Origin of the sequence: Bacillus sp. S71, from assembly GCF_016625265.1 — a bacterium.
Lineage (GTDB): Bacteria > Bacillota > Bacilli > Bacillales > Bacillaceae_G > Bacillus_A > Bacillus_A cereus.
Genome location: NZ_JACVUW010000002.1, coordinates 510,985 through 529,641, shown reverse-complemented (window position 1 = coordinate 529,641; position 18,657 = coordinate 510,985). Strand labels below are relative to the sequence as shown.

Genomic DNA, 18,657 nt, shown 5'->3' with positions numbered 1-18,657 from the left:
CCCCTTCATAAATGGTGAAAGTGAGCTAGACTACTTTAGTTACTATCATATAATCTTTTTAAAGAAAATTCCATCGTTCTTTCTTTTCACTCTCATATTTTATGTTTTAAATTACACTTTTTTATGATGAGCAAAATAGTCCATTGTTATTATACAACATGTACCACTATAATATGTCAAGCAATTTTTATGGATTTTAACTTTTCTTCATTGACATATAGTGTCAAGTAAATTTTCTTGATTTCTTTTTTCTACGGTGTTGCATTCTCTTTTTAGTTGTGTTAAATTATAGTAGTGTTTTTAGCATCGCATAAAAGACTAACATTGAAAAATTACGTATGGTAAGGTATCAAGGGAGGGAAATATAAATGGCTCGTGTTTGTGCTATTACTGGAAGAAAAGCTCGTTCTGGTAACTCTCGTTCTCACGCAATGAACGCTACAAAACGTAAGTGGGGCGCTAACCTTCAAAAAGTTCGCGTACGCATCGACGGAAAAGTTCAACGTGTTTACGTTTCTGCTAGAGCATTAAAATCTGGCAAAATCGAACGTGTTTAATAATAAAAAAAAGAGCCGATAGGCTCTTTTTTTACTATAACAATGGAAAAAGCACCGGTGATAGGTGCTTTTTTTAATCTTTTTTGAAGGTATTTAACATTGCACGAACAATTCCACCAAGAAATTTAGGTAACTTAATTGTATAAAATCTCATGGTTTCCCTCCTAATCCCCATTACTCCACTTGGTCACTATATGATGTAAGGAGCAAAATTGTTTCTTCAATCAGTGCTTCTTATCAACATTAATATGCCAGAAGTAAATGAAAAAGTACCTTTTTCCTCAACGAGTTCGTTACTAATACAAAGTGTTGATCCCCACTCTATTGTTTTATTAGTAAGAGGGTACTTAAAACCAAACAATGTAATCCCTTCCACTATTTCAGTAACTGGTACAAAAGATACATAAGGAAAATTTTTATTTTCTTCAATTATATGTGTACCCACTTTTTTAACTGTTATTTCATTTTTATTGTCCACAATACACATTTCTATCTCTACTTCTAACCCTTTTAAAAGCATTTGTATATTTGCCAAACCGTGATCAAGTCTTCCACCGGTAGCACCAAAAATACGAATTAGTGCCGGCTTCTGTCCTAATGCCCAGTTGATTGCAATTTCTAAATCCGTTTGATCTTTTTCCCGCGGAACAATATGTAATTCGTTTGTTTGCTGTCCCATCCATACTAATTCTTCTTCAGTAACTGAATCGTAATCTCCAAACGCAACAGCCGGGGTAATCCCTTTCTTTAATAGACGGTATACTCCCCTATCAACCGCAGCCCACACTACTTCCTCATTCTCATATCGAGCAAAATCTGCGCAATATTCCGAAGGTCCTCCTGCCAAAATATGAATAATCATTTTTTCTTCCCCTTCCATTGTAAAAAGGCAATCTGCCATTCGGTAGATTGCCTTTTTACATATTTTTACCCTATCCTATGAATACCTTACTAGGATAAAAGTTCATCACTACCCACGAATTACGCGAATTGCTTCACCGCGGTCTTTTTGATTGTATACTGCTGATCCAGCTACAAGTACATTTGCTCCTGCTTCCACACAAAGTCTTGCTGTTTCAGCATTTACACCACCATCAACTTCAATTTCTACTTCTAGATTGCGCTCTTTCACCATGTCTGCAACTTGTTTAATTTTCGGTAATACAGAATGGATAAACTTCTGTCCACCAAATCCAGGGTTTACTGTCATAAGTAATACCATATCTATATCTTCTAATACATGCTCAATCACTGAAACTGGCGTATGTGGATTTAATACAACGCCCGCTTTAATACCGTGAGATTTAATTAACTGAATTGTACGATGCAGATGCGGACACGCCTCTACGTGAACAGTAATAATATCCGCTCCCGCTTGTGCGAAAGTCGGGATATAGTTATCAGGATTTTCAATCATTAAATGTACATCTAATGGTAATGATGTAATTGGACGGATAGCTTCTACAATTAATGGTCCAATCGTAATATTTGGTACGAAATGTCCATCCATTACGTCAACGTGAATGTAATCCGCTCCGCCCTTTTCTACATCTTTAATCTCTTCCCCTAATTTTGAAAAATCTGCTGATAAAATCGATGGTGCAATTTTAATCATAACTAATACCTCGGCTTTCTCTCTCTAATTTCTTCTACGAATTGTTTATAGTTCTTATAGCGATATTCTGTAATCTTCCCTTCTTCAACCGCAGCTTTCACAGCACATTTCGGTTCAGAAAGATGTGTACACCCTCTAAATTTACAGTATTGGCTCGCTTCTTTCAACTCTGGAAAACAATATGTAAGATCTTCTACTTCTATATCAATGAAATCTAGTGAACTAAAACCCGGTGTATCTGCTACTAGTCCACTCCCAATTGCAATTAATTCTACGTGTCTTGTCGTATGCTTCCCGCGTCCTAAATGGGAGGAAATATCATTTGTTTTCAGCTCTAATTCTGGACGTAGCACATTAAGCATTGAAGATTTCCCAACACCAGATTGACCCGCAACGACAGAAACACAATTTTCTAAGTATGGTTTTAATATATCAATACTTTCTGACGTATTAATAGAAGTAAATAAAACATCATAACCCATCTCACGATAATCATTCGCATAAGCTTCAACAGTTGCTTTCATCTTTTCATCTACTAAATCCATCTTGCTAATACAAATAATTGGCTTAATGTTATGATATTCAATCAGCACTAAAAATCGATCTAACAGTCCAGGATTAAAATCTGGTTCTACTGCAGAGAACACAAGGATCGCTTGATCGACATTAGCAATAGGAGGTCTAACAAGTTCATTTTTTCGATCAAACACTTCAAGCACATAACCTTCAGTTGGATTATCTGCCTGAAAAACAACTTGGTCTCCTACAAGTGGTGTAATTTTATTTTTTCTAAATACACCTCGCCCACGACATTGCGTAACCCCTTCTTCATGCTGCACGTAATAAAACCCACTTAAAGCTTTTATAATTTTTCCTTCTGGCATAGAATTCTCCTTTTTTTGTATAAGGTGATGCTGAATTTAAAAATGAATGGATTTAAATTTTCCAAATAACGATTTCAAAACCTACCATATATACTTTCGCTAATATACATTAAATTTCCCATTAAATGCAAAAAAATATTTACAGCTGCATCACTTTACTAGCTTTTTGAATCATATATTTTTGCCTGCTATACCGTCCACTTTGTAGACAGCATAACAGGCAATAATAATAAGTAGACTTTCACTATTATTGAGTTGGATATGGTACTTCTTTATCAATAATCGTTACTCCATCTCGTACAATTTTATAGTGTCCCTTTGAACCTTCTTGAATTACAAATTCTAAAGAAATAGTCGCTGATTCAGTAATTGTTCTTGTTTCAACCGGTCTATCCATTTTTTGCTGCATGTCTTCTTTATAAATTTCTATTGTTTGCGGCTTTTTTTCACCTGTTACAGCAGGCTCATATGGGATAGAGATATTGTCCACTTTTACCGTTTTAGTCACTTTAGGCTTTTGACCATCAGAGATAATAATAGTTACTTTATCTCCCTCTTTTAATGGTGTACCTGGTTTTGGAAATTGCGAAATTACAAGTCCTTTTTCGACTGAATCTGAATACTCTCGTTTTATATCTGACGTTAGTTTTCTCTCATTCAAATAACCAGTTACACTATTTTCAGTCCATCCCGAAAAGTCACCTGGTCTAATTTGATAAGGACCTTTACTTACCCAGATTTTCAGTTCTTGCTCCGCTTCTATAACCATTTGATCAGGCGTCGGAATTTGCTCTACAATTTCACCTTTCGGCTTATCATTTTCAATATAATTTACTGTAACTTGTTTATATTTTTCTTCTAACTCAGCTTTTACACTCTCAAAGTTTTGCCCTGTGAAATTCGCCATCTTACTTTTCTTTTTTCCACCTGATTGATAGATAGTAATTTTAGCGTTTTCTTTTACGACTCTTCCTGCTACAGGTTCCGTTTTTATTACATCCCCAACTTCAATATCATCTGTATATACAATATTAGGCTCCGTCACCTCAAAGCCCTTTTCTACTAACGTATTTACAGCTGTCGTGTATTTCATACCAGCCACATCAGGAACTTTCACATCTTTCGGAATAAATAATCCTGGAATAACCGTAAGCGCTAATGTTATTCCTATTGCTAAAAATAAAAATGTTGAAATTAAAACTTTAAGCCACTTGTTACTCCGTTTTTTCTTCTTATCTAACTCAGCTGCTTCTGCTCTTATCGGTTCTTCCACTTTACTCCCTTTTAAAACAATCGTTTCATCACTTACATTTTCAAATAATTGTTCTTGTTGAATAATCGGAATCGCTTTCGTCGCTTCCATATCTTCTGGTATGTAAAATGGTTGCTCATTTATCCTCTCTGGATATAGCGCAGTTTCAATATCTCGCTTCATAGCATTGGCAGATTGATATCGATGGAAAGGATCTTTTGCAGTTGCCTTTAATATAATATTTTCAACACTTTGCGGAATATTTTCATTCCATCTTTTTGGTGATGGGATTTCACTTTGTAAATGTTTTAAAGCTATAGCAACAGCAGATTCGCCAGAAAACGGTTGTCTTCCTGTTAACAATTCAAACATAACTATTCCAAGAGAATAAATATCCGATTGTTTATTTGCTATCCCGCCACGTGCCTGTTCTGGTGATAAATAATGGACTGAACCCAGTACTGAATTTGTATGTGTAATTGTTGTTGCACTTGTAGCTGTCGCAATTCCAAAATCTGTTACTTTTATTATTCCATCAGCTCGAATTAAAATATTGTGCGGCTTTATATCACGATGCACAATTTCAAAATGATGGGCGTGTGCCATGGCGGATGTTAACTGCTCCATAATATCAAGAGCTTCTCCTATAGGTAACATACCTCGCTCAATTATGTATTGCTTCAATGTTTGCCCGGGTACATATTCCATGACAAGATAATATATACCATCTTCTTCTCCGACATCATACATATTCACAATATTTGGATGCGACAACGTTGTAACAGACTGCGCTTCTCGATGGAAACGTTTAATAAACTCTTCGTTATTTGAGTAGTCGAGTCTTAATATTTTTACCGCTACATCTCGGCCAAGTATATCATCATGAGCTAAATATACATTGGCCATTCCGCCACCACCAATCATTTTCAGCAGCTTATAACGGTCATTTAAGCGTTTTCCAATCAGCACGTTGCACTTCACCTACTTTCGTTTGTCGAACCCGCATAATCAATAAGAACAAGTGTGATATTATCTTCTCCACCGCGATCATTCGCCAATTGAATGAGACGCTGCCCTTTACCTTCAAGCTGTTCATTTAACTGTAAAATTTGTTGCATATCATCAATAGAAACTTTGTTTGATAACCCATCAGAGCAAAGAAGTAATTGATCATCTTCCTCAAGCACCAACGTTTTAACATCTAATCCAACTTTTTCTTCTGTTCCTAGCGCTCTTAATAACACATTCTTTTTCGGATGATACTCTGCATCTTCCTTTGAAATTTCACCATGTCTCACAAGCTCATTTACAAGCGAATGATCTTCCGTTACAAGCGTCATTTCTCCTTCTGATACCATATAGCAACGACTATCTCCTATATGCCCTATCGTCACAAAACTTGGTGTACAAACAGCTATTATAAGCGTTGTTCCCATACCATTACATTCTACATTTTGCTGAGCGTATTCATATATGCGCTCATTAATAATCCCAACACTAGTATGTAACCATTGTTCTACTTTTTTCGGTTCATTCATATTATGCGTTTGCTTCCAATAATCATGGAATAATTGAATGGCCATCGAGCTAGCTACATCACCAGCTCGATGACCTCCCATTCCATCTGCTACTACCGCTAAAACATTTCCATCTAAATTGTGAAAAACTCCTGCACTATCTTCATTATGTTGACGAACTTTTCCTTTATCCGATAGAAATACGGCTTTCATCTCGTCACCTCGTCTCTTCTTTGCGCTCCTTCGCACGCAACTGACCGCAGGCTGCGTCAATATCATGACCTTGTTCACGGCGAATCGTTACATTCACTCCACGATCTTTTAACGTTTTCTCGAACAAGAAAATTTGCTCACGTGGTGTACGTACATAATCACGTTCAGGTACGTAGTTTACCGGGATTAAGTTTACATGACATTTTACACCTTTTAAGAGCGCAGCAAGCTCTTCAGCGTGCTCAACTTGGTCATTTTCTCCTCCAAATAATCCATATTCAAAAGTAATACGGCGCCCTGTTCTATTTACATAGTATTTAATAGCTTCCATTAAATCCGGTAATTTATAAGCACGGTTAATCGGCATTAATTTTGAACGTAATTCTGAGTTTGGAGCATGCAATGAAATCGCAAAATTAATTTGTAGTTCTTCTTCAGCAAACTTATAAATTTTCGGGATAATTCCACTCGTCGAAACAGTCATATGTCTAGCACCAATATGAAGTCCTTTTTCATGGTTAGTGATGCGTAAGAATCCCATTAAATTATCGTAGTTATCAAATGGTTCTCCAATTCCCATAACAACAAGAGAACTTACACGTTCTTCTGTTTCATCAAGCGCACGCTGAACTTCTACTACTTGCGCTACGATTTCTCCAGCTTCTAGGTTTCGTTTTAGTCCACCAAGTGTCGAAGCACAGAACGTACATCCAATACGACAACCAACTTGCGTTGTTACACAAATGGAATTTCCATATTCATGTCGCATTAATACCGTTTCAATAGAATATCCGTCATATAATTGGAATAAGAATTTAATCGTTCCATCTGAAGACGTTTGTTTTACTAACGTGTTTAAAGTAGTAATATCAAAGGAATTCGACAATTTATCACGCAATCCTTTAGAAAGGTTTGACATATCCTCATAATTTTTTACACGTTTTTTATATAGCCAGTCAAAAATTTGTCCAGCGCGGAACTTCGGTTCTCCTTGTTCCTTTAACCAATCTTGCATTTCATGAAGTTGTAAAGAGTAAATTGATGGTTTCTTCGTTTCTACATTTTTCTTTTGTTTTCTTACAGTTGTTTCCATGATGCTACACCTTCTTCCTTAAACAAGCAATATAAAAGCCATCCGTTGCAAAATAATGCGGTAAAATTTGTACTTGACCTTCATTAATATACGGACTTAATTTTTCTGGCATACGTTCTTTTATCGTAGTATCCCATTCAAATTCAGGATGTTCTTTTAAAAATTTATCTATTACTTGTTCATTTTCTATTTTCTCAATTGTGCACGTACTATAAACAAGACGACCGCCTTGTTTTAATAATGGTGCTATTTTTTCTAGTATCGCAAGTTGAATCGTCGATAATCTTTCACTATCGCCTTTATCTTTTCCTAACTTAATATCAGGCTTACGTCTAATTACACCAAATCCAGAACACGGTGCATCTACCAATATTTTATCAAACGTTTCATTTGCAAAGTGCTCTTGCACTTTTCTAGCATCTAGCGCTTTTGTTTCGACATTTTCTAGACCAAGTCGCTCTGCTTGCTGTTTAATTAAACGTACTTTGTGTGCATGTAAATCAAGGGACATGACCTTACCAGTTCCCTTTAATCGTTCCGCGATATGCGTTGTTTTTCCGCCTGGAGCAGCACAACTATCAAGAACTGCATCTCCCGTATTCGGTTCTAAAGCGCGTGCTACAAGCATAGAACTTTCATCTTGAATAGAAAGAAATCCTTTTTTAAACGCTTCTGTATGCGCTACATTTCCTCTTTCAATCTGAATTGCATCATCTGACAAGTCACCACGTTTTGCTTCTATACCTTCACTTGCCAACAACTCAATCGCTTCTTCTACCGTTACCTTATCAACATTCACACGTGCTGTTGGTACAGGTGGTAACATGTTTACTTCGCACATTTTCTCTGCAGTTTCTAAGCCATATGCAGAAGTCCACTCTTGTACAAGCCAAACTGGATGACTCGTCGCAATTGCAAGACGTTCTACTGGATCCTTGATTTCATCTACAGAAGGTACACCTTCTCTCTGAATCGAACGTAATACACCGTTCACCATACCAGCAATTCCTTTATGCCCGCGACGCTTTGCAATCTCAACCGCTTCATGAATAGCCGCTCTTTCTGGCACTCGGTCTAAATAAATCATTTGATATAAAGATAAGCGAAGCAATACCCTTACCCACGCCTCAACCTTCTTTTTTAAAAAAGGCTGTAAATAATAATCTAATGTGTCACGACGTTGAATCGTTCCATATACAATTTCAGTTAATAAACCAATATCTTTTCTATCAATTGCACTTTTTTCAATTAGATTATTTAAAAGTAAGTTGCTATATGCACCACTTTTTTCCACTTGAATTAAACCATCAAGAGCTAATTCACGAACATTTTGTCTCATGCATTTTCTCCTAACTTCGTTCCAATTTCAGGTTTTGTTCCACGTAAAAATTGTGAACAACTCATACGCTTTTTACCAGAAGGTTGCAATTCAGTAATTTTAACACCTGTTTCATTACTAGTTGCTACAACAAAACCATCTTCTTCGATTGCAACAATCGTACCTGCTTCAGCCGGTTCAGTTACAGGCACTTTTTCTCCCCACCATACTTTAACAACTTGTCCTGCTAAAGTTGTATAAGCAACTGGCCATGGATTCAATCCGCGAATGTGATTGTATACTTCCTCACCTGTTTTTGTCCAATCAATTTTCTCTTGTTCACGTTTTATATTGTAAGCAAACGTTACTTCTTCTTCGTTTTGTTTAATCGGTTCTAACTTACCTTGAATTAATAAAGGTACTGTTTTAGATAGAAGGTGTGCTCCAGCTTCACTTAATTTATCAAATAATGAGCCTGTCGTTTCACGCTCTTCAATTTCCACTTCCACTTGCGTTAAGATATCACCAGCATCCAATTTTTCTACCATATACATAATTGTAATACCAGTTTTTTCTTTACCTTCCATAATTGCATAATGAATTGGTGCACCACCACGAAGTTCAGGAAGTAAAGAAGCGTGGACATTAATACATCCATACTTCGGTGCTTCTAAAATTTCATTTGGTACAATCTGACCAAATGCAGCTGTTACAATTAAATCTGGCTCTAATGCCAATACTTTTTCATATTCATCTTTTTCACGAATTTTTAACGGCTGTAACACAGGGATACCATGTTTTTCCGCTTCAACTTTAACAGGTGTAGGTGTTAATACTTTTTTTCTACCTACTGGACGATCAGGTTGCGTCACAACACCTACTACCTCATAGCCATCTTCAATAAGACGACGAAGCACCGGCACTGAAAAGTCCGGTGTTCCCATAAACACTACTTTTATCATTTAAAAACCGCTCCTTTTAACACCTATTCTAGTTCGTTTTCTTCATAATATCTTGTCACTTTCGATGTAAATAAAACACCGTGTAAATGATCGATTTCATGTTGAATTGCACGTGCTAAAAATCCTTCCGCTTCTAATAAAAATACTTTCCCACGGCGATTTTGCGCTCTTACTTTAATATAATCGGCACGTTCTACTTCACCATAAAGTCCCGGGAAGCTTAAACAGCCTTCGGGACCTACTTGTTCACCACGTTTTTCTAATATTGATGGATTGATTAACTCGATTTTCCCAGTATCATCATCGACATCAACAACCGCTACTTGCAAGCTTACACCTACTTGAGGCGCAGCTAAACCGACTCCGTCCGCAATTAACATTGTTTCATGCATATCTTTCAACAATTTCACTAACTTTTTATCAAAGTTAATTACTCTTTCGCATGGTGTTTCTAACACTTCATTTGGATGCTTGATTATTTCTAAAACTGCCATATTTCCCTCCGCTACATTAACATTGTTGGATTAAAATCAATTGAGATTTGTAGCTCTTTTTGCATTTCTGCTTGATAATGTTCATTTACCATTTTGAGCACGTTCTTTAAGTTTGGTTCCCGTTTGTATTTTATCATGCATTGATAACGATATCTATCTTTTATCCTTGGAATTGCTGAAGCAACTGGTCCTAACACCATTGTTTGCTGTGAGCAATGCGTTCGTAAATACGAGGCAATTTTTTCCGTCACTTGCACCGCTTTTAATAATTCAGGATGAGATACAGTTACAAGTACAACATAGTAATATGGGGGATATTGTCTTGTTCGTCTCATTTGCATTTCTTGGTCAAAAAACACATCATATTGTTGATTCTTCGCTAACTCTATGCTGTAATGTTCTGGCGTATACGTTTGAATCACAACTTCCCCTGGCAATTCATGTCTACCCGCTCGTCCACTTACTTGCGTCAATAACTGATATGTCTTTTCACTTGCCCGAAAATCAGGTAAGTGAAGCATCGTATCTGCAGTTAAAACCCCAACAAGCGTTACTTTCGGAAAATCTAATCCTTTAGCAATCATTTGTGTTCCAAGTAGTATATCTGCTTTTTCTTCCCCAAACGCCTTTAATAATTTTTCATGCATTCCTTTTCGACTTGTCGTATCTACATCCATTCGAATGACTCGCGCCTCTGGAAATAGTTTTGTAATTTCTTCTTCTACCTTTTGTGTACCTGTACCAAAGAAACGAATGTATGTACTTTGACAAGCTGGACACTCAGTTGGCATATTCTCTTCGTAACTACAATAATGACATTTTAAACGATGATTCATTTTATGATATGTCAATGAAATATCACAATGCGGACATTGTACAACATACCCACAATCACGGCACATAACAAATGTAGAATGACCTCTTCTATTTAAAAATAGTACCATCTGTTCTTTCTTTTCTAATCGATCTGCTATTTTTTCATGCAGCGCCTTAGAAAACATTGATCTATTCCCGTCACGAAGTTCTTCTCGCATGTCAACAATCTCTACCGTTGGTAAAGCTTGTTCATTCATACGTTTTTCCATTGTTAGTAGTTTATAAACACCTTTTTTCGCCCTTGCAAACGATTCAAGTGTTGGTGTCGCACTACCAAGAACGATAGGACATTTATGATATTGCCCTCTCCAGATAGCTACATCTCTTGCATGATACCTCGGATTATCTTCTTGTTTGTAACTTGATTCATGCTCTTCATCAATAATAATAATCCCTAAATTCTCAAAAGGCGCAAAAACGGCTGAACGCGCACCAACTACAACTTTCACTTCTTTTCTTAAAATCTTACGCCACTCGTCATACTTTTCTCCAACAGACAACGCACTATGAAGAACTGCAACTTGCGAGCCAAACCTACCTTTAAAACGATCCACCATTTGGGGCGTTAGTGCAATTTCAGGAACAAGAACGATAGCTTCTTTTCCTTTCTCGAGCACTGCTGCTATAGATTGTAAATATACTTCTGTCTTTCCACTTCCTGTAACACCATATAGTAAAAATGGATTATAAGTTTCATTTGTAATTGATGATAAAATCGGTGTAATAACTTGTTTTTGTTCCTCCGTAAGTGGAAATGGTTTCGTTTGTTCAAAATCATCATCGTCATACGGATTTCGGTATACTTCCACATACTTTTCTGAAATGAAGCCCTTTTTAACAAGTGCTTTTATTGGAGCATCTGTTATTTGTAACTCTTCTGTAATTATTTTCAACGGTACACTTTTATAATTTTCCACAAAATAATAAAGTACATCTTGTTGTTTTTTACTTTTCAGTTCAAATGCCGCTAATTCCAATTTATCTTCTGGCAACTCCGGCTGAACAACTCTTTGCTTCTTCTTTTGTACTTTATCTTTCACTTGATAAACGACTTCAACCGTACCATTTTTAATTTCTTGTTGAATAGTCCGGTATAAATGTGGCTGCTGCTCTATTACTTCAAAATCAATTGCTTCTTTATCCTGAAATAAATATAGTATTTCAGATGCTATTTCTTCCTGTTTACAAAGTTGTAGACGTTTTTTATACGTTGCTTTTATCGCAGTTGGAAGCATCACTTGAAAAGCTGAAATCATGTAGCATAACGTTTCACTTGTAAGCCAATATCCAAGCTTTAATAATTCATCATTTAAAACCGGTGTTACATCTAATATTTCATGGATTGTCTTTAACTTCTTACTTTCTACATCCACCGAATCTTTAATCCCAATAATAAAACCTTGTAATTTCCTTGGCCCAAACGGAACTACTACACGCATTCCTGTCTGTACAATATCTTCCCATTTTTCAGGGATAATGTAATCAAATGGTCGATCTGTCTGACGGGCAGGTACATCAACAATTACACTTGCAAATTTCATAAACGATCATCTTCTAACATCATTTCAATTTGCTTTAATATTTCACGAGCTACCTCTTTTTTCAGTAAAAGTGGTAACTCAATAACTTTTCCATCTTTTCTATACATTGTTACAATATTCGTATCCGTGCCAAATCCAGCTCCTTGCGCTTTTACATCATTCGCGACAATCATATCTGCATTTTTCTCACGTAGTTTTTTCGTTGCATATTCCTCTACATTTGTCGTTTCAGCAGCAAAACCGATAAGTAACTGTTGATCCTTTTTCTGACCTAACGTTTTTAAAATATCCACCGTTCTTTCGAGTTCAATGACAGCATCACCATTTTGCTTTTTCATTTTATTATCATGAACATATTTCGGACGATAATCTGCAACTGCTGCTGTTTTAATGACAACGTCTACGTTTTGATAATGTTGAAGAACTGCTTCTAACATATCTTGTGCAGATTCCACTTGCACTGTCGTTACATGTAACGGTGGATTTAATGCTGTCGGTCCTGAAACGAGTATAACATCAGCGCCTAAATTCGCCGCCACTTCTGCAATCGCATACCCCATTTTTCCAGAAGAAAAATTCGTCATAAAACGAACTGGATCAACTTTTTCACGTGTTGGGCCAGCAGTTATTAATATTCTTTTTCCCTGCAATGGTTTGTGTTCTGAGAAAGCTTCCTCTAACCGTGCAATAATCGCTTCAGGTTCTTCTAGTCGTCCCTTCGCTACATATCCACATGCTAAAAAGCCTTCCCCAGGCTCAATAAATGTATATCCTAGCGTTTTCAATGTCATCATATTTTTTTGAACAATTTTATTTTCATACATATGCACATTCATAGCAGGCGCAATCCATACCGGGGCTGTAGTAGCTAACAGAGTAGTTGTAATCATATCATCTGCAATACCACCAGCTAACTTTCCAATACAATTGGCAGTAGCAGGTGCGACAAGTACAACATCCGCCCAATCTGCTAAATCAATATGAGCAATAACAGCCGAGTCTTTCTCATCAAACGTATCCGTATATACATCATGGCGAGAAAGCGCTTGGAATGTAAGAGGCGTAACAAACTTCATTGCCGACTCACTCATCATTACTTTTACAATCGCGCCAGATTGTGTCAATTTACTCGTTAACGCAGCTGCTTTAAAAACCGCAATGCCTCCTGTTACACATAGAAGTATCTTTTTCCCTTTTAGCATATGACTCGTCCTCTTTCTTTTTCAAACTTATAATACTGAAATAGAATTCCCAGCTCGTCAGTACCAATATTTCATTCCTTTCGTAAAAAAATAACAACCTACTTGTAAATAGGTTGTTACCGTTACATAGAAAATTATAAAGTCTATGTTTTATTTTGTCGAAGGCAAAGGCTTATTCAGCTACTTTATCTTCACTTGGTACGTAGCTTAATGCTTCTGCATCGATTTCTTCTAATGCTTTACCTACACATTTATGAGAAACAGGTTGCTCTACAACACAGTTATTAGCAAGTTGCATTTCACGTGCGCGTTTTGCAGCCACTGTTACTAATGTGTACTTAGAATCGATTTTTTGTAGTAATGAGTCAATTGATGGATTTAACATAATTATAGACCCTCCGTCATTTCTTTATAATATTTTGCTACCCTTTCGCGGCGGCAATGTTCGCCAACCACAATCGCTTTAATTCTATCACAAGCTAATTCAACTTGATCGTTTTCTACTACATAGTCGTAAGCGTCCATCATCTCGATTTCTTCTTTCGCTACAGTTAAACGATTTTCAATAACATCTTCAGTCTCTGTACCACGTCCGACAATACGGCTCTTTAGTTCAGATAAACTTGGAGGTGCTAAGAAAATAAATACACCTTCTGGGAAAGCTTTCTTAACTTGAATTGCTCCTTGCACTTCAATTTCTAAGAATACATCTTTTCCTTCTTGTAATGTTTTTTCAACATAGTCAATTGGTGTTCCGTAATAATTACCTACGAACTCAGCCCACTCAAGTAATCTTTCATTACGAATCATTTCCTCAAATTCTTCTCTTTCTTTAAAGAAATAATCCACACCATCTACTTCACCTTCACGCGGCTTACGTGTCGTTACTGAAATAGAGTACTGAAAACGTGTATCCTCATGGCTAAACAGCTCTTTACGAACCGTTCCTTTTCCAACCCCAGAAGGCCCTGAAAGAACGATGAGCAATCCTCTTCTACTTCTCATAAATATGTAAAACCTACCCTTCCTCACTTAAATCTTCTTTATTATTCAAACGATGTGCAATCGTCTCTGGTTGAATTGGACTTAATACAACATGCCCATCATCCATAACAATAACCGCCCTTGTTTTTCTCCCATACGTAGCATCAAGCAAAGCATTATGTTCGCGTGCTTCTTGTACTGTTCGTTTAATAGGAGCTGACTCCGGACTTACAATAGCAATAATTCGATGAGCAGATACAATATTTCCGTATCCAATATTTAAAAACCGCATGGCCATAGTTTGCGCCTCCTAGTAAGTCTATCCGATTTCTCCACCACGTATAACTTTATATATTTTTTGAAAGCTACTCAATATTTTGTACTTGTTCACGAATTTTTTCAAGGTTATTTTTCATTTCTACAACATATTTTGAAATTGTTAAGTCATTTGCCTTAGAACCAATCGTATTAATTTCTCTATGCATCTCTTGCACGATGAAATCCATTTTCCTTCCAACAGGCTCTTCAATCTGCAATGTTTCACGAAATTGCTCTAAATGACTTTGCAAACGAACTAACTCTTCATGAATATCACAACGCTCTGCAAAGATTGCGACTTCTGTTAGCAATCTTTGTTCATCTAACTCTTGATTATGTAATTCTTTTAAGCGATTTTCTAATCGTTCACGATATTTTTGTGTAACAATTGGTGCATGTGGAATAATTGCATTTACACAATTGCTAATCTCTTGTAAACGATACGCTATATCTTTATGTAATCGTTCTCCTTCGTCATCTCTCATCGTTTTCAACATATGAGCAGCTTGACGAACAGCCTCATATAAACTGTTCTCAAAATGTTCATTTACATTTTCTATTTCTTCAATTGCTGTTACTTCTGGCATTGCCATTAATTGCTCGAGTGTAATAGAATCTTGTAATTGAAACTTTCCTTTTATATCTTCCATCATCGATTGGTACTGCTCAAGAAGTGACCAATTCACACTTAATTTTCTTTCAACAAGTCCTTCACCTGCTATACTAATAGACACTTCAATGCGTCCACGTCGAACTTGCTGTGCAATTATTTTACGAATTTTGTCCTCAAATACCATCATTTGCTTAGGAAGTCGAATACTCATCTCTAAAAAACGGTGGTTCACCGATTTCATTTCTACTGTAATTTGAAAAGTATCACTTTCTACTTTCGATCTTCCAAACCCTGTCATACTAGAAATCATTTTTATCACATCCAAGCCATAAAATAACTCAATGAAAAAGGTAATAGAGACAAGGCTCTACTACCTTCTGTAAATTATATCACATTTTCATAACATTGACTATTTCAAGTTTAATCCCTTCTTATATAACATTGGCTTTTTCTTTTTCGCCTTTTTCCCTGTTAATAAAGAACCTACTAGTAAGAAAGTCGGAATTGATGACAAACCTCCAATTAATAACCAATCTCTTGCTTGTATCGGCATTGTGCTAAAAATCGGTTGTAACGGTGGATAATATATCACCACTAGCATGAGTAGTAATGAAATGATAACCGCCCCTACTAAATACACGTTCCCAAATGGATTACGATGAAAGACAGAATGCTCACTACGACAATCAAATACATGAATAAGCTGAGCAAGTACCAACGTCGCGAACGCTACAGTTTGTGCATATTTCAGTTCATTTGGATGTTGGTTATACGCAATAATAAACGCTACTAACGTCACTGCCCCAATTAAAAAACCTCGACTTATTATTTTCCACGCAAGCCCTCTAGCGAATACCCCTTCTTTCGGGTGGCGCGGCGTTCTCTTCATCACATCTCCTTCAGCCTTATCCAAACCTAATGCCATCGCTGGTAAACCATCAGTAACTAAGTTCACCCATAAAATTTGAATAGGAACCATCGGCAGGGGTAATGCAAGTAACATCGCAAATAACATAACTAAAATTTCTCCAACATTTGATGCTAATAAATATCGGATGAACTTACGTATGTTCTCGTATATATTTCTTCCTTCTTTAATCGCTGACTTAATTGTAGCAAAATTATCGTCTAGTAAAACAAGTGAAGAGGCTTCTTTTGCAACATCTGTCCCTGTAATCCCCATCGCTATCCCAATATCAGCTGTTTTTATAGCTGGAGCATCGTTCACTCCATCACCTGTCATCGCTACTATATGCCCTTGATTTTGCAGTGCCTTAACAATTTTTAATTTATGTTCAGGTGATACACGAGCGAATACATACGTATCTTCTACAACATTTTCTAATTCCTCCACATCCATATTCGCGAGTTCTACTCCTTCAACAACGCGTCCATCTGGTGGCAAAACTCCTAATTGTTCAGCAATCGCCATTGCTGTCACTTTATGATCACCTGTAATCATTACTGTTCGAATACCAGCTTCTTTACACTCTTTTACCGCCTGCGCCACTTCTGGTCTTGGTGGGTCAATCATACCTTGTATCCCAACTAACATAAAATCTTTTTCAACGTCTCTTTCATGTTCAATAGAATCCGTTATTTTTAAAGGTTTAAACGCAACTGCAATTGTTCGAAGCGCTTGACTACCTAAACTATGAATAGCCGCCTGTACTTCTTTTCTATATAGCTCACTTAACGGCTGTTGCTTATCCCCCCATAAAATCGTTTGACTCATTTGTAAAAGAACATCCGGTGCTCCCTTCGTAACAATAAACTTTTTCCCCTCTCGATCTCGTACAATAACACTCATCATTTTTCGAGTTGAATCAAATGGAAATTCACGAATAACTTCAAATTTCCCTTTCAATGCCTCACGTGTTATCCCAGCTTTCATTGCTGCAGCTACAAGCGCTCCCTCTGTTGGATCTCCATCTAATACGTACGCCTTTTTCTTTTGAATAATATTTGCATTGTTACATAGTGAACCAAATGTAAGTAGCTGATAAAGTGCTTTTGTCTTAGCTGGATTCACTTCTTTTTCACCTTTCATAAAAGAGCCATTAGGTTCATATCCTTGCCCTGTCACTTTCCACAATTCTCCGCCTGACCACATATGTGTTACCATCATTTTGTTTTGCGTCATTGTTCCCGTTTTATCAGAACATATAACGGAAGCACAACCTAACGTTTCTACGGCTGGTAACTTTCGTACAATTGCTCTCTTTTTTATCATACGCTGTACACCAAGTGATAAAGCTACTGTAACAATTGCCGGCAACCCTTCTGGAATAGCCGCAACAGCCAGAGACACACCAGCTAAAAACATATGATATACTTCATTCCCTTGATACACACCAGCTAATACAACGAGTGCTGTCAAAATAAGAGCCACAATAATTAATATTTTTCCGAGCTGTTCTAACCTTCTTTGCAGTGGTGTTTCCATTTGCTCTGCATTTTGTAACATATTTGCAATTTGCCCCATCGCTGTATTCATACCAGTTGCTACAACGACTCCTGTACCAGATCCTCGCGTAATCATTGTCCCCATAAAAGCCATATTTTTTTGATCACCAATTGCAACATCTTGCCCTTGCAATGCTTCTACCTTCTTTTGTACAGGTACGGACTCCCCTGTCAAAGCAGACTCTTCAATATATAAACTTGATGCTTCAACAAGACGCACATCAGCCCCAATACGATCACCACTGGAAAACTTAATAATATCACCTAAAACAAGTGCTTTAGATGGTGCTTTTACCCACTTTCCATTCCGCATTACAGTAACTTGTGGAGCGGCTAGTTCCTTTAAAGCTTCCAATGATTTTTCAGCTTTTCTTTCTTGAAAAAATCCGAGAATACCATTGATAATAACAATGGCAACAATAGCAATAGAATCAATGTATTCACCTAAAAACGCAGAAACAATTGTTGCTCCAAACAAAACGAGTACCATGAAATCTTTAAACTGTGCTAAAAATACCATTAGTGCAGAAGGCCTTTTTGCTTCTTCTAATTCATTAGTACCAAATTTCTTTACGCGCCCTTCTGCTTCTTTCTCTGTAAGTCCAACCTTTACATTCGTATTCGTTCTTTCTTCCACTTCATGTGCCCGCATTCCATACCAGTTCATCCTGCCATCGACCTCCTGATTCCAGACATACTCTATTGAAAGCTTATTCAGCCTCGTCCAAAAAAATGCTATAATTAACTTTTAG

The 18,657-nt window shown here is 36.8% G+C and carries 18 protein-coding genes; 1 reads left to right on the top strand and 17 read right to left on the bottom strand.

Annotated features, from left to right (window positions below; all coding sequences use genetic code 11):
• Nucleotides 1-368 precede the first annotated feature (368 nt).
• The gene (gene rpmB, locus IBT51_RS06280; RefSeq protein WP_000124776.1) at nt 369-557 is read left to right on the top strand and encodes a 50S ribosomal protein L28; all 189 of its coding nucleotides are present in this window, start codon (nt 369-371) and stop codon (nt 555-557) included.
• Between the two features lie 73 nt (nt 558-630).
• Here the strand turns inward: rpmB and spoVM are convergent, their stop codons facing one another.
• The 17 genes from spoVM to IBT51_RS06195 form a co-directional block, all read right to left on the bottom strand.
• The gene (gene spoVM, locus IBT51_RS06275) at nt 631-711 is read right to left on the bottom strand and encodes a stage V sporulation protein SpoVM (RefSeq protein WP_001213599.1); all 81 of its coding nucleotides are present in this window, start codon (nt 709-711) and stop codon (nt 631-633) included.
• Between the two features lie 66 nt (nt 712-777).
• Entirely contained in the window at nt 778-1,458 is a 681-nt protein-coding gene (locus IBT51_RS06270) for a thiamine diphosphokinase (RefSeq protein ID WP_000752665.1), read from the bottom strand.
• A 69-nt stretch (nt 1,459-1,527) separates the two neighbouring features.
• Nucleotides 1,528-2,172 (bottom strand): ribulose-phosphate 3-epimerase, encoded by a 645-nt coding sequence (rpe, locus tag IBT51_RS06265; RefSeq protein WP_000589974.1) that lies wholly within the window; start codon nt 2,170-2,172, stop codon nt 1,528-1,530.
• 2 nt (nt 2,173-2,174) lie between these two features.
• Nucleotides 2,175-3,056, bottom strand: a complete 882-nt coding sequence (gene rsgA, locus IBT51_RS06260) for a ribosome small subunit-dependent GTPase A (RefSeq protein WP_001113932.1) — start codon at nt 3,054-3,056, stop codon at nt 2,175-2,177.
• 247 nt (nt 3,057-3,303) lie between these two features.
• Entirely contained in the window at nt 3,304-5,277 is a 1,974-nt protein-coding gene (gene pknB / locus IBT51_RS06255) for a Stk1 family PASTA domain-containing Ser/Thr kinase (RefSeq protein WP_000904746.1), read from the bottom strand.
• An 8-nt stretch (nt 5,278-5,285) separates the two neighbouring features.
• A complete protein-coding gene (locus IBT51_RS06250) occupies nt 5,286-6,038 on the bottom strand; it encodes a Stp1/IreP family PP2C-type Ser/Thr phosphatase (RefSeq protein WP_000648708.1) in 753 nt (250 codons plus the stop codon).
• Nucleotides 6,039-6,042: 4 nt separating this feature from the next.
• On the bottom strand, nt 6,043-7,131 hold the full coding sequence (gene rlmN, locus IBT51_RS06245; RefSeq protein WP_000450550.1) for a dual-specificity RNA methyltransferase RlmN: 1,089 nt from the start codon (nt 7,129-7,131) through the stop codon (nt 6,043-6,045).
• A 4-nt stretch (nt 7,132-7,135) separates the two neighbouring features.
• The gene (rsmB, locus tag IBT51_RS06240) at nt 7,136-8,470 is read right to left on the bottom strand and encodes a 16S rRNA (cytosine(967)-C(5))-methyltransferase RsmB (RefSeq protein ID WP_001249664.1); all 1,335 of its coding nucleotides are present in this window, start codon (nt 8,468-8,470) and stop codon (nt 7,136-7,138) included.
• Nucleotides 8,467-9,411 (bottom strand): methionyl-tRNA formyltransferase, encoded by a 945-nt coding sequence (fmt, locus tag IBT51_RS06235; protein WP_000598805.1) that lies wholly within the window; start codon nt 9,409-9,411, stop codon nt 8,467-8,469. The genes rsmB and fmt overlap by 4 nt, the downstream gene beginning before the upstream one ends.
• 23 nt (nt 9,412-9,434) lie before the next feature.
• Nucleotides 9,435-9,905 carry a peptide deformylase gene (gene def, locus IBT51_RS06230; RefSeq protein WP_000279455.1) on the bottom strand — a complete coding sequence of 157 codons (471 nt, stop codon included), beginning with the start codon at nt 9,903-9,905 and terminating at the stop codon, nt 9,435-9,437.
• Between the two features lie 11 nt (nt 9,906-9,916).
• Nucleotides 9,917-12,322 (bottom strand): primosomal protein N', encoded by a 2,406-nt coding sequence (gene priA / locus IBT51_RS06225; protein ID WP_200458034.1) that lies wholly within the window; start codon nt 12,320-12,322, stop codon nt 9,917-9,919.
• Nucleotides 12,319-13,524: a bifunctional phosphopantothenoylcysteine decarboxylase/phosphopantothenate--cysteine ligase CoaBC gene (gene coaBC, locus IBT51_RS06220; protein ID WP_200458035.1), complete on the bottom strand. Its 1,206-nt coding sequence runs from the start codon at nt 13,522-13,524 to the stop codon at nt 12,319-12,321. The genes priA and coaBC overlap by 4 nt, the downstream gene beginning before the upstream one ends.
• A gap of 172 nt (nt 13,525-13,696) precedes the next feature.
• Nucleotides 13,697-13,909, bottom strand: coding sequence for a DNA-directed RNA polymerase subunit omega (rpoZ, locus tag IBT51_RS06215; protein ID WP_000933961.1), 213 nt, complete (start codon nt 13,907-13,909; stop codon nt 13,697-13,699).
• A 2-nt stretch (nt 13,910-13,911) separates the two neighbouring features.
• Entirely contained in the window at nt 13,912-14,529 is a 618-nt protein-coding gene (gene gmk, locus IBT51_RS06210; RefSeq protein WP_001257742.1) for a guanylate kinase, read from the bottom strand.
• A 13-nt stretch (nt 14,530-14,542) separates the two neighbouring features.
• On the bottom strand, nt 14,543-14,806 hold the full coding sequence (remA, locus tag IBT51_RS06205) for an extracellular matrix/biofilm regulator RemA (protein WP_001251456.1): 264 nt from the start codon (nt 14,804-14,806) through the stop codon (nt 14,543-14,545).
• 67 nt (nt 14,807-14,873) lie between these two features.
• Nucleotides 14,874-15,749 (bottom strand): YicC/YloC family endoribonuclease, encoded by an 876-nt coding sequence (locus tag IBT51_RS06200; protein ID WP_000625865.1) that lies wholly within the window; start codon nt 15,747-15,749, stop codon nt 14,874-14,876.
• A gap of 99 nt (nt 15,750-15,848) precedes the next feature.
• Complete coding sequence (locus IBT51_RS06195; RefSeq protein ID WP_001104774.1) at nt 15,849-18,572, bottom strand: calcium-translocating P-type ATPase, SERCA-type; 2,724 nt, start codon at nt 18,570-18,572, stop codon at nt 15,849-15,851.
• Nucleotides 18,573-18,657: the final 85 nt, after the last annotated feature.

What these genes read in the sequence shown, in the direction of transcription:
- rpmB (WP_000124776.1), top strand. Translation starts at nt 369, where the DNA reads ATGGCTCGTGTTTGTGCTATTACTGGAAGAAAAGCTCGTTCTGGTAAC.
- spoVM (WP_001213599.1), bottom strand. Translation starts at nt 711, where the DNA reads ATGAGATTTTATACAATTAAGTTACCTAAATTTCTTGGTGGAATTGTT.
- IBT51_RS06270 (WP_000752665.1), bottom strand. Translation starts at nt 1,458, where the DNA reads ATGGCAGATTGCCTTTTTACAATGGAAGGGGAAGAAAAAATGATTATT.
- rpe (WP_000589974.1), bottom strand. Translation starts at nt 2,172, where the DNA reads ATGATTAAAATTGCACCATCGATTTTATCAGCAGATTTTTCAAAATTA.
- rsgA (WP_001113932.1), bottom strand. Translation starts at nt 3,056, where the DNA reads ATGCCAGAAGGAAAAATTATAAAAGCTTTAAGTGGGTTTTATTACGTG.
- IBT51_RS06250 (WP_000648708.1), bottom strand. Translation starts at nt 6,038, where the DNA reads ATGAAAGCCGTATTTCTATCGGATAAAGGAAAAGTTCGTCAACATAAT.
- rlmN (WP_000450550.1), bottom strand. Translation starts at nt 7,131, where the DNA reads ATGGAAACAACTGTAAGAAAACAAAAGAAAAATGTAGAAACGAAGAAA.
- rsmB (WP_001249664.1), bottom strand. Translation starts at nt 8,470, where the DNA reads ATGAGACAAAATGTTCGTGAATTAGCTCTTGATGGTTTAATTCAAGTG.
- fmt (WP_000598805.1), bottom strand. Translation starts at nt 9,411, where the DNA reads ATGATAAAAGTAGTGTTTATGGGAACACCGGACTTTTCAGTGCCGGTG.
- def (WP_000279455.1), bottom strand. Translation starts at nt 9,905, where the DNA reads ATGGCAGTTTTAGAAATAATCAAGCATCCAAATGAAGTGTTAGAAACA.
- priA (WP_200458034.1), bottom strand. Translation starts at nt 12,322, where the DNA reads ATGAAATTTGCAAGTGTAATTGTTGATGTACCTGCCCGTCAGACAGAT.
- coaBC (WP_200458035.1), bottom strand. Translation starts at nt 13,524, where the DNA reads ATGCTAAAAGGGAAAAAGATACTTCTATGTGTAACAGGAGGCATTGCG.
- rpoZ (WP_000933961.1), bottom strand. Translation starts at nt 13,909, where the DNA reads ATGTTAAATCCATCAATTGACTCATTACTACAAAAAATCGATTCTAAG.
- gmk (WP_001257742.1), bottom strand. Translation starts at nt 14,529, where the DNA reads ATGAGAAGTAGAAGAGGATTGCTCATCGTTCTTTCAGGGCCTTCTGGG.
- remA (WP_001251456.1), bottom strand. Translation starts at nt 14,806, where the DNA reads ATGGCCATGCGGTTTTTAAATATTGGATACGGAAATATTGTATCTGCT.
- IBT51_RS06200 (WP_000625865.1), bottom strand. Translation starts at nt 15,749, where the DNA reads ATGATTTCTAGTATGACAGGGTTTGGAAGATCGAAAGTAGAAAGTGAT.
- IBT51_RS06195 (WP_001104774.1), bottom strand. Translation starts at nt 18,572, where the DNA reads ATGAACTGGTATGGAATGCGGGCACATGAAGTGGAAGAAAGAACGAAT.